This is a genomic window from Myxococcus sp. CA005 (assembly GCF_006518205.1).
GTDB classification, from domain to species: domain Bacteria; phylum Myxococcota; class Myxococcia; order Myxococcales; family Myxococcaceae; genus Myxococcus; species Myxococcus xanthus.
This window is the reverse complement of sequence record NZ_SRLV01000150.1, coordinates 1-10833: the sequence shown is the minus strand read 5'-3', so window position 1 is coordinate 10833 and position 10833 is coordinate 1. Positions and strand designations below refer to the sequence as shown.

14 protein-coding genes and 1 pseudogene are annotated in these 10833 nt (G+C 69.1%); all 15 read left to right on the top strand.

The genetic code is table 11. The features are described 5' to 3' along the window. Nucleotides 1-661 (top strand): hypothetical protein (locus tag FMQ63_RS35965; protein WP_141276997.1); only part of this gene is annotated, 661 nt, incomplete at its 5' end. A 10-nt stretch (nt 662-671) separates the two neighbouring features. Further along, nucleotides 672-1052 (top strand): GPW/gp25 family protein, encoded by a 381-nt coding sequence (locus FMQ63_RS35960; RefSeq protein WP_011551944.1) that lies wholly within the window; start codon nt 672-674, stop codon nt 1050-1052. 334 nt (nt 1053-1386) lie between these two features. Then, nucleotides 1387-1971 (top strand): hypothetical protein, encoded by a 585-nt coding sequence (locus FMQ63_RS35955; RefSeq protein ID WP_141276995.1) that lies wholly within the window; start codon nt 1387-1389, stop codon nt 1969-1971. Nucleotides 1972-2088: 117 nt separating this feature from the next. Next, nucleotides 2089-3618 (top strand): baseplate J/gp47 family protein, encoded by a 1530-nt coding sequence (locus FMQ63_RS35950; protein WP_020479219.1) that lies wholly within the window; start codon nt 2089-2091, stop codon nt 3616-3618. Nucleotide 3619: 1 nt separating this feature from the next. After that, complete coding sequence (locus tag FMQ63_RS35945) at nt 3620-4150, top strand: hypothetical protein (RefSeq protein ID WP_011551941.1); 531 nt, start codon at nt 3620-3622, stop codon at nt 4148-4150. Between the two features lie 7 nt (nt 4151-4157). Beyond that, nucleotides 4158-4853, top strand: coding sequence for a hypothetical protein (locus FMQ63_RS35940; RefSeq protein WP_011551940.1), 696 nt, complete (start codon nt 4158-4160; stop codon nt 4851-4853). Between the two features lie 5 nt (nt 4854-4858). Continuing rightward, the gene (locus tag FMQ63_RS35935; protein WP_026114341.1) at nt 4859-5254 is read left to right on the top strand and encodes a hypothetical protein; all 396 of its coding nucleotides are present in this window, start codon (nt 4859-4861) and stop codon (nt 5252-5254) included. Between the two features lie 9 nt (nt 5255-5263). Further along, nucleotides 5264-6601 carry a tail protein gene (locus tag FMQ63_RS35930; RefSeq protein ID WP_011551938.1) on the top strand — a complete coding sequence of 446 codons (1338 nt, stop codon included), beginning with the start codon at nt 5264-5266 and terminating at the stop codon, nt 6599-6601. 64 nt (nt 6602-6665) lie between these two features. Next, nucleotides 6666-8576, top strand: a complete 1911-nt coding sequence (locus FMQ63_RS35925; RefSeq protein WP_011551937.1) for a hypothetical protein — start codon at nt 6666-6668, stop codon at nt 8574-8576. A gap of 10 nt (nt 8577-8586) precedes the next feature. After that, on the top strand, nt 8587-9042 hold the full coding sequence (locus tag FMQ63_RS35920) for a hypothetical protein (RefSeq protein ID WP_011551936.1): 456 nt from the start codon (nt 8587-8589) through the stop codon (nt 9040-9042). Nucleotides 9043-9161: 119 nt separating this feature from the next. After that, nucleotides 9162-9422, top strand: coding sequence for a hypothetical protein (locus FMQ63_RS35915; RefSeq protein WP_011551935.1), 261 nt, complete (start codon nt 9162-9164; stop codon nt 9420-9422). Nucleotides 9423-9608: 186 nt separating this feature from the next. Next, nucleotides 9609-9893: a hypothetical protein gene (locus FMQ63_RS35910; RefSeq protein WP_020479221.1), complete on the top strand. Its 285-nt coding sequence runs from the start codon at nt 9609-9611 to the stop codon at nt 9891-9893. Between the two features lie 84 nt (nt 9894-9977). Beyond that, nucleotides 9978-10259, top strand: a complete 282-nt coding sequence (locus tag FMQ63_RS35905; protein ID WP_141276993.1) for a hypothetical protein — start codon at nt 9978-9980, stop codon at nt 10257-10259. A 72-nt stretch (nt 10260-10331) separates the two neighbouring features. Beyond that, entirely contained in the window at nt 10332-10547 is a 216-nt protein-coding gene (locus FMQ63_RS35900; RefSeq protein ID WP_011551933.1) for a hypothetical protein, read from the top strand. A gap of 114 nt (nt 10548-10661) precedes the next feature. After that, a pseudogene (locus FMQ63_RS35895) lies at nt 10662-10833 on the top strand (DUF2924 domain-containing protein); the annotation flags it as partial.

Here is a 10833-nt window from a genome sequence, read left to right as displayed (position 1 = left end):
CTGCATCCACATCCCCCCGCTGCCCCAGGCGCCCACCCTCACCCTCCCTGGCGGCGCCACCCTGCAGCACCACCAACTCCTGCAGGCCGTCCAGCCGGCGCTCGCGCCGCTCACGCCCCTCTTCGACATCATCGGCGCGGTGCTGGCCCTCGTCGAAGTCGTGAAGGCGATACCTGACGCGCTGGGGCCTCCGCCGGACCCGACAGCCATCGCCGCGGCTCTGCCCAAATTGGCCGAGAAGGTGTCCAAGCTGCTCCGCCTCGTCCCCCAGCTCTCGGTGCCGTACACGGTGGTGGGCGTCATCGACATCGTCCTCGGCGAGCTGGGCCATGCCCGTGGCCAGCTCCTCCACCTGCAACTGCGCCTATCGAGCGTCGCGCAGGCCCGGCAACGCGCCGCCCAGCTTCGAGACGCGGGCCTGCTCGCGGTGGCCGGTTGCGCGGAGGCCAACGTCGCCCAGGAGGCCGCCAACGTCGGCAAGGCCCTGGCCGCCCTCTCCCAGCTCATGGCCCTCCTCAACGTCTTCCTTGGGCTGGTGGGTGGGCCCCAGGTGCCGGACTTCTCCAGTCTTGAGGGGAGCCCGTTGGAAGAAGCCATTGCTCCCCTCGATGCCATCGTCCGCACGCTGCAGCAGGTGCGCGCGGCCATCCCCATTCCGTGAGGAGGACGTCGTGAGTCGAGCCCCCCAGAATCTCCTCATTCCCTTCCGGCGCGACAGGAAGCGCGACTTCGCCGCGGGCGCCGGGGCCGAGCTGCTCGCCTCGAAGGTGCGGCAGGTGCTGCTGACGGAAGGTGCCACGCCCCACTCCACCGGCGAGCTGCCCTGGCGCACCAGCTTCGGCGCGGGCCTCTCGCGCCTTCGCCACCAGCGCAACGACACGGTGCTGGCGGAGCTGGCGCGCGTGTACGTCCGTGACGCTCTCGCGCGCTGGCTGCCTGGCGTCCAGTTCGTGCAGGTCCGCGTCGAGCAGCACGCAGCCGTGCTGACGCTTCGTGTGCGCGTGCGCGACGGTGACGCGACGGCAGCCCTGGACGTCCCCATTCCTGGGTGAATGGCACTCCAATCCCACGCATTCGAGTGGACTTCTGAGCGCACCAGAGCGCTGTATGGCTCAGCTCAACCGGAGCGCCTCACCCATGATTCGACAAACAAAACACATCGACAGCAGCAATTCCAAACCGCACTGGTGGGAGGTAGGGGGCAAAATCTGTTTCTATGACGCGCGCGGAGAAGTCGCGCAGCTACACATTCAACAGCTCCAAGAAGAGGCCGTGAGGATTGTCCGGCAACACCCCTCCGGCATTCGCCTCATGCCTCTGGCGCGCGGAGTCCACAACCTGCACCCCGAGGCCCCCTTCGCCAGCATTCCTCCTGCCCTCCACTCGATGGGTCGCACCACCTTCACGAATGCCGTCAGCAGGCCCGAGCGCGGACTCTACGTCCCCACCCGAAAGAGTGTCCCTCCAGTGACTATCCCCGCTGACCAGGAAGAGGAGTTCCTCCTGCCTCTCGCCGCGTTCCTCGAGGGAGACGTGGAGGAGCTCACCGCCGCAGTCCCCTTGGGCAGCCAAGGCCTCGGCGACCCATGGGGGTTGCCGGACATCGTCGGCGTGTACCGGCGATGTGCGGGGGACTCCTTCTCGTGGACTCCCGAAATCCTCGCAGTCGAAGTCAGGGGCACGACGGAGGACCTCCTCTCGGCCTATGGGCAGGCGGCGGCCCACCAGCTCTTCGCCACGAAGACGTACCTTGCCCTGCCACACACTCTTTCCCTCCGCGACAGGCGGGAGCTGGTGGCGCGCTGCCAGTTGCACGGCCTCGGCCTCATTCTCTTCGGGCCCGGGCCACGCGACGAGTACACCGTCCTCATCCCTGCGCGCAGATGCCCCCCGGCGCCAGACGAAGCACTACGCTTCAGCGAGCGGCTGCGCGCACATGACGAGGAGAAGTTCCGCACCCTGTTCGGGTAGGACGAGGCGTCAGGCTGCAGAGCCCCGGCCCTGCGCATGCAGCGCAAGGCCGGGCCGAAGCGCTGTCGCTGTCCCCATGTCCCCGAAAAGAAGTGGGCCCAAGGCCTTTGTCTCCCGGTGGAGGCCTTCGCCGACGTGCCACTTCTTCCCGCGTCCACCGACTACACCCACCGCGACTTCGACGCCCTGCGCGCGCGCCTTGTAGGGCTGGTGAAGAGCGTCTTCCCAGACTGGACGGACTTCGACGTCGCCAGCTTCGGCAACCTGCTCCTGGAGATGTACGCCTTCGTCGGCGACGTTCTCGGCTTCTATCAGGACAACCTCGCCCGCGAGTCGCGCCTCTCCACCGCCACCCAGCGCCGCAACGTCATCGCCCTGGCGCGTATGCTGGGCTACCGGCTTCACGGTGCCCAGGCGGCCACGGCCGAGGTGGAGCTGCGCCTGGCCCAGCCTCCTGCCGCCCACGTCACCTTCCCCGCCGGCACCGTCGTCCGCACCCAGGAGGTGACGGAGGCCGTCCGCTTCCAGCTTCTCTCTTCCGTCACCATTCCGGCCGGCGCCAACCCACCGCGCGTCGTCGCGGTGGTGGAGCACTCGAAGACGCACACGCAGCTCTTCGACGCCCGCGGCCTCGCCGACTTCGAGGCGCACCTGGACTTCGCTCCCTACCTCGACGGCTCCGCCCGCGTGTCCACCGCCCAGGGTGCCTTCACCGAGGTGGACACCTTCCTCAACTCCCGCGCCTCCGACGCCCACTTCCTCATTTCGGTGGACCAGGGGGACAAGGCCACCGTCCGCTTCGGAAACGGAGTCAACGGCCTGCCGCCCGCTGGCACCGTGGCGGTGGTGTACAAGACGGGCGGCGGCTCGGCAGGCAACGTGGACGCGGAGCGCCTCGTCGTCGTGGAGGGGAGCTTTCGGGACGCCCATGGCCACGCGGTGCAGGTAGCCGTCCACAACCCCGCCTCAGCCTCGGGTGGCGCGGACAGGCAGACGGTGGCCTCCGCGAAGCTGCTCGCCCCCGAGAGTCTCCGGGCCCTGACGCGCACCGTCTCCCGCGAGGACTTCGAAATCAACGCCCGGCGCCTTCCAGGCGTGGCGCGCGCCCTCATGCTGACGTCCAACGAGGACGCCACCATCGGGGAGAATGCCGGCATCCTCTACGTGGTGCCCCAGGGCGGTGGAGTCCCCACGCCCGCGCTCAAGGCCCAGGTGCTGCGCCAGGTAACGGAAGTCTACCCCTGCACCCTCACCTTCCAGGTGAGCGTCCAGGAGCCGGTGTACCGGCGCGTGGACGTCTCCACCCGCCTCTTCCTGCGCCAGGGCGCTTCGGCTCAGGACGTCGCCTCGCGCATCCGCCAGGCGCTCGCCGCCCACTTCCGCATCAGCGAGCCGGACGGCACGCCCAACCCCCGCATCGACTTCGGCTTCAACCTCAAGGACGCCCAGGGCTTCCCCGCCGGAGAGGTGGCCTGGTCGGACGTGTTCAACGTCATCCGCGACGTGCCCGGAGTGCGGAAGCTGGGTGACGCGCGCATGGACCTGACACTCAACGGCCTGCCCGCGGATGTGAAGCTGACGGTGCGGGAGCTGCCGGTGCTGGGCAGCGTCACCCTACAGGACGGCGACACCGGAGGACTCCTCTGACATGGCCCTCCTCAACCCCAGCTTCGAGGACGCGGGCGCTCGGCCCGGCGAGGCTGCTCACTGGACGCTGACAGCGGTGACGCGCATTGAGGTCCTGGCGGGCTTCGGTGTGCCGGAGGAGGCCTGCGAGGACTTCGAGCGCTGGTATGTGTGGCACGCCGCCCTCTCCGACGTCCCCGTTGCCCTCGCCTTTTTCTCCGGCCAGCGCGACGGCTTCGAGGCCTTCTCCCGGGGCTGGGACAACGACGGCTTCCTCTTCGAGCTGCCGCCCGCGCAGCTCGTCCCGCACCGCTTCGAGGGGAACGTCGCCGAGACGTGGGGTCATGGGCCCTTCCTCGCGGACTGGGCGGACGCAACTTCCGTGGAGGGCCTCTTCAGCGACTCGCCGCGCGAGGACTTCGAGCAGCGCTGGCACACCAACGAGGCCTACGCCTGGCGCTGGGAGGACGTGGCAACGCGCGCGGCCCTCTTCAACACCACGCAGCCCAGCGAGGACTTCGACACCGGGTGGCCAGTGGCCGCCACGCAGTGAGGACACCATGGCACTCGCAGACTGGACATACCTCAATGGCGGAATGGACATCGCCACCGTGGACAGGGGCGTGACGGCGGGCATTGCCCGTCCCCTGGGCGGCGGCAACTTCCTCTTCGCCTTCAACTCCCTCACCGCCGCGCAGGGTGCCGTTGCCCTCTTCGCCAACCTGCCGGACTTCGCCCCCATGGCCAAGGGAGGCAGCATCCGCGGCTGCCTCCAGCGCGGGCCCGGTGGAGGCCCCACCGGCTTCTCCCCCTTCCTGTACCTCTGCGGCCAGGGCACCTCCGTCAACGACTCCGCCTACCTCCTGGGCCTCTCCGACGACGAGCCGCACCGAGTGGTGCTGCGCAAGGGCGCGGTGGCCACGGGACTTCCCGACGCGGACGGCCCCGGTGTCCTCCTCAAGTCCTCCGCCAGCTTCACCCAGGGCACCTGGCTGCACCTGCGCCTGGACGTCATCGTCAATGCCAACGGCGACGTCGTCCTCAAGGCCTTCCACAACGACTTGGCCATCCACCCGCTGGGCACGCCTCCCGACTGGCAGCCAGTACCAGGCATGGCCGACTTCATCGACGACGCCCTCGGCATCAACTCCGGCAGTCAGCCCCTCACCTCCGGCCGTGGAGGCTTCGGCTTCGCGGTGAAGGACGTCACTCGCCGCGCCTATTTCGACTCGCTCGAGCTCTCCCGGCAGGTGTGACGCCCATGGCCCTCACCGCCTTCACCAGTCGCTTGGGCCTCGGACAGGGACGCATTCGGCCCCAGCGGGCCACGCCTGCCTCGGGCGAGTACCTCTTCGTCCTCGGCGACGAGGAGCCTGGACGCCGCTTCGAGTTGGCCCCGGGCGACTTCGTCGAGGTGACGCAGCCAGTGGACGTCACCGGCGTGCACCTGGTCCGCACCGCCTTGCGCCTCCGTGTACCTGCAGGCGTCCCGGCGGGCCTGGCCTGGGAAGCGTCCCTCGTCGTCGACGGGGTGAAGTACGCCCGCACTCTGGGGCGCCCCGGCCGCGAGCGCCTCGTCGGGGACATGGCCGCCAACGTCTCGAAGCTCTCCGGCGTCCACACGGTGGGTGTCCGCTTGGAGCTCGTCTCCCCGTGAGGAAGCCCCATGGCCACGGTTGAGCTGCCCGCCCTCTACGTCGACACCGTCTCCCTCTTCGCCGAGACGCGCCGCCCTCTCCTCCTCAACCGCGCTCCGGGCCCCGAGGAGGAGGACGTCCCCGTCGATGCCGCGCTGGAGCTGGAGGTGGTGGACGTCGGCGTAGACGGCATTGCCCGGGCGGCCACGCGCGTCTGGGTGGACGGCGTCCTCGCCTTCGCGGGCGGGGACAGCGTCGAGGTGCAACCCGCCTTCGCGGGGCCGCTGGCGGAGGTGACGCAGACAGCGGACACCCTGCGCGTGGTGCTCCACCCGGCGGTGCCGCTGGCCAGCCAGGCCACCGTCTCCGTCCGCGTCGTCTCGGCCACGGCCGGCGGCGAGCACCTCCTCGACGAGACGTACACCTTCACCGTGGAGGACAGGACAGCGCCCCGACTCGTGGGCGCCCAGGCCCTGGCGCCGAAGTCCGTGCGCCTCGCCTTCGACGAGGACGTGCGGGTGCCTCCCTCGGCGCGCTTCACCTTCACGCCTCGTGACGCCCCCGCAGTCCCGGTGGCCTCCGTTGGCGCCGCGGCGGATGGCCCCCTCGTTCACCTCGCCCTCGACACGGAAATGACGCCGGACGTGGTGTACGAGGTGCTCGTGGAGGGCGTGACGGACGCGCACGACAACCCGGTGCTCGCCCCCTACCACCGCGCCAGCTTCGCGGGCTTCCGTCCTGCCCGGCCGCCCTCCCGCAGCTTCCAGCTCTGGGACATGCTGCCCCGCCACAACCGCCGCGACGACGTGACGGGCGACCTGCACCGCTTCATCTCCTGCCTCCAGGAGGTGACGGATTTGCTGCTCTCCGACTTGGACGCTTTCCCTGACGTCTTCGACGTGGAGCGCGCGCCAGAGCCCTTCCTCGACGCCATCCTCCAGGACTTGGGCAACCCCTTTGCCTTCGAGCTGGACGTCCTCGCCCGGCGCCGCCTAGCCGCCATCCTCGTGGACATGTACCAGCAGAAGGGCACCGCGCTGGGCCTGCGCAACGCCATCCGCTTCTTCCTCGGAATTGAGGTGCGCGCCGTCTCCCCCTTCGCCTCGGACACCCTCGTGCTGGGCGAGTCCGAGCTGGGCGTGGACTGGGTGCTGGGCCCCTCGGAGCGCTTCGCCCGCTACGCCTTCAACGTCGAGGTGGAGCGCCTCCTCTCGACTGCGGAGCGCCAGCGCCTGCGCACCCTCGTCGAGTACCTCAAGCCCGCGCATACCCACTTCATCGACTTGGTGGAGCCCCTGCCACCCATTCTCCCCGAGCACTGGGAGCTGGGACTCAGCGAGTTGGGCGAGACGACGACGCTGCACTGACGTCCGCCCGGCATGTCCCCGATTTCTCGCGCCATGCCTTTGCACTCCACTGGAGGGCGCAGGCATGAGCAACCGGCTGGATTTTTTCTTCAGGCAACGTGTCAGCGAGGCCGAGCTGGACTTGGCCTTCGCACAGTTGGAGCAGGCGGACCGAAACCTCGCCTCGGACTTGGGCGTCCACGGCGTCATCTCCGGGGCTGTGCCCGCGCCGCACTCGCCGGTGCCCAACCTCTCCGTCGACCTGACGGCCCCGGCGCGCGCCTACGACAACCTCGGGCAGCGCATCTTCTTCGGCACCGGGCAGACGGTGGACTGCGCGGTGGACGTCTCCGGCATCCCCACCGACGTCTCCACCTCGGGCAGCGAGCGGTGGGTGGGCATCTTCCTGCGCTTCACCCGTCTGCTGTCCGAGCCGCGCACGGACGGCAACTCCCAGCAGGTGTACTTCCGCCGCGACGAGTCCTTCGAGTTGGTGGTGCGCCAGGCACCGGAGGGCCCCGTCGGACAGGCGCCCAAGCCCGCCCTCCAGCCCGACGAGTTGCTGCTGTGTGACGTCCGGCGCCGCCCGGGGCAGACGCAGATTCTCGCCGCGGACTTGGATACCTCCCGCCGCCAGGCCTTCATCTTCGCCCGGGGCACCTCCGTGGCCGTGGAGAGCGGCACCTGGGACGTCCTGAGCCCCAGCGCGGACACGGTGCAGGCGACGTTGGACGAGGTGGATGCCGAGCTGGCCGGCCACTTCTCCGGCGCCGCCCGGAGGCACGAGGCCAGTGCCGTGGACTATGCGCCCCACGGCTTCCTCACCTCCACCACCGTGCAGGAGGCCGTGGACGAAGTCGTCGACAAGCTCTCCTCGGCCGCCGCTGGCACACCGGGCGCCTCCCGCGTGGGCGCGGACGCGGTGCCCGGCACGCCCAACCTCCTGCCGACGGGCACCGTGGACGCGCAGCTGGCCTCGCTGCTGGGCTTCCTCAACACCCACCAGGGCGCGGCCACCGGGGCCCACCACGCCAGCGCCATTGGCGCCACGCCCCACAGCTACGTCAGCGGCACCAGCGTCCAGGCGCAGCTGCAGGAGGTCGTCACCCGCCTCGGAGAGACAACGGCAAACAGCCCCGGCGCCTCTCGCGTCGGAGGAGACGCACTGGCCGGGACGCCCCACGCCCTCCCCGCCAGCAGCCTGCGGCAGCAGGTGGCCGCGATGCTGGGCTTCATCAACGGGCACGTCACCCAGGGCGCGGGGGCCCACGCCGCCTCCGCCGTCTCCGTCGCGGACGCGGGCAACCTGCTGACGGCAGGCACCGTCGAAGCGGCGCTCGCGGAAGTCCTCTCGGCCTTCAGCGGCGGGCACTTCCGCGGCAACGAAACGGCGGTGGGCCAGCACAAGGCCATCCTCCAGCCCGTCCTGGGTACCGGCCGTGTCCTTCTCCTCGACGCCCAAGGTGCGGGCGGCGCCGCCGCGCGGCTGCGCCTCTACGCTGACAGCGACTCGGTGTGGTTCACCCTCAACGCCGCATGGAATGGGAGCGCCTGGGCCCGGGACACCACCGGCGCGGCTGCCGCCGGCTTCCGCCTCTCGCGCAACGAGGCGGAGTTCCTCCACGACGCCAGCCTCACCGTCACATTCACCTCTTGGACGCGCACGTTGCGACTCCCACTGAGTAGCACCGCCAGCAACACTTCATTCGAGGTGGCGGGCAGCGTGCGCGAGGTGGGCCGGCTCGGCCTCCAGTACAGCAACAGCGACACCGCCGCGCACGACAACCTGGCCGGGGGCGGCTCGGTGACGTTCCGCAGTCGCTTTCCTGGCGTGCCCTCCTCCATCACCCTCTCCCCCTACGCCTTCGCCGGAAGCTTCGTCGGCAATCCCACCGTCATGGTGCCGGACAGAGACGGCTTCGCCTTCTACAGCCACCAAACCCTCCCAGGCCTCGCCTCGACGTATTGGTTCGGCTCGTACACCGCCGTCGCGTAAGGGCGCGCCCATGGCCATCCACGAAATCACCGCCGAGGATGTACTTCAGCGCTGCGCCCGGTGCGGCAGCGGCAATCGCCTCTCCCTCGACACCCTGGAGGTCGGCGTCGCGCGTCGGGAGGACGTGGACGACGGCCTCGTCCAGCTCCCTCCCTGTCCCGCCTGCCGCTCCACCGAGTTTCTCATCCGCGCGCCCGAGGGTGAGCCGGAGCATCCAGCGCCAGGGAGCTTCGGCCACCTGCACCGACTCCTCGTCGGCCACGTCCACGCGGAACTCGTCAAGCGCGGGCGCCTGCACACGGTGCTCAAGCCCAAGGGGGGCGGCGCCGGCAAGGTGGTGGTGCGTCCCCTGTCGCAGGAGGCTCGCGAGCGCTGGTTCCCCCAGGGATTGAGAATCGAGGTGCCGCCTGGCGAGCGGCGCGCCCACCCCGAAGCGTCAAGCCAAGACACGCCCAGTACGTCCTGACACCGGACACACCGCCAACGCCCTCTGGAGGCACAATTCCTCTCTTCTCGACTTGCTACCCCGAAAGAAGAGAGCGTGTATGTCCAACACCAACAGCACTCACTACCTCGGAGAGCCTCATGAAAGTGAAACAGCTCATTAGCATCCTCGCGAAGCTGGACGCCGACGCAAATGTCTACGTCATGATGCAGCAGCACCTCCCCTTCGAATGCGTCCTTGCCGGCGTCGCCGTCCGCGGCGATTTCACCGCCGAAGGGATGCAGCACAACGAGGGGCCACGCCCAGGGGAAGTGACGGCGTCAAACGACGTCTTCCTCCTCGAAGGGGAACAACTCCGACGCGGCGACAAGGCAGCGTGGAAGTCCCCACGTCGCGCGTAACAGCCCAGCCCTGCAACAGCGTCTGGACGGCCAGCGCCGCGTCCGGACGCCGCTGTAGTCGGGACGAAGGCGCTCCTGTCGCTCGGAGTCCCTGGCGCGGCTTTCCCAAGCAGGCGACTTGCTATCAGCGCGGAGCAGAGCGTGTATGTCTTCGCGCGCTCCCCACTGCGCGCCAAGGAGACACCCATGGTTATCGGCACTGACACCACCTACCTCGGCAACGAAATCCCCGGCCTCCGGGGGCAGAAGGTCCGCATCTTCGCGGTGCTGCGCGGCGGCCTGCGCCCCGACGCCAACCCCGACGCGGACGACTACTATGTGAATGACAACGAGACGCTGGCGCACCTCGGAGGCGTCACGGCCGAGGACTGCATCGACGCCGCCCTCATTCTCCCGGACGGCACCACCTCCTTCGTGCATTTCGACCCGCGCGCCATCGACTTGGAGTGCTTCGCGCACCTGCGCAAATAGCGACTTGCATTGCACCTGAAACAGAGCGCGTATGCACGCACGCACGCACGCACGCGCTCGCGAGCAAGCGCGCCAGAAAAAGCCATGACAGACACCCCCGAGGCGCGTAGCGCCTCCGAAGAACACTCCGAAGAGCAGGCCATCCCCCCATCGCGCGATGCAGCACTTGAGAGAATCGCCAACAGGCACATGGGCTTCGACACGCTGCGGACGCGCATCGGCCCCATCGACTTCCGCGAAGTCGCGGTGTGGGAAGTGAAGGATGCCCTCGAAGCGGCCTACCAAGCTGGGCTCGACGCAGCCGGCAGCACTCGCGTTGCCGCCCCGAAGCAGCTCGAGAGTCGTCGCAATCCCAGCGCACAATGACTTGCCATACGCGCGCAACAGAGCGTGTATGCCTCACGCGCGCCACCCAAGGGCGCACGGAAGGATGAAACAATGACACCCCGCAAGCCACGCACCACGAAGCCTGCCCGGGCGCCCGAGGCAACCCTCGAACGCATCGCAAGCGAAACGCTCAACATCGAAACACTGAAGACACGCAACAGCGACAGCCTCGACTTTCACGACGTGCCGGTGTGGCGCCTGAAGGAGGCTCTCGAAGCCGCCTATCAGGCCGGCCTGAGCGCCGCCAGCAACCCCCGCAGCAAGTAGCGCCTCCTCTCACCACCCACGCCCCGCCCAGCGGGGCACCAGCGCATGAGGGCCGCCGGGCCGCCCTTGTGAATGGCAGACGTGTACCCACGGCCCGGAAAGGAAAACACCACCATGCCCCGCACCACCGCCCCGAAGACGAAGAAGCTGGAGTCCATGAATTTGACGGAGCTGCGCGCCCGCTTCCGCGAAGTGGTGGGCGAGGAGACGCGCAGCCCGAACAAGACGTACCTCATCCGCCGCATCGAGGAATCCCTCGCCGCCAAGAAGCGGCGCAGCCCCTCCC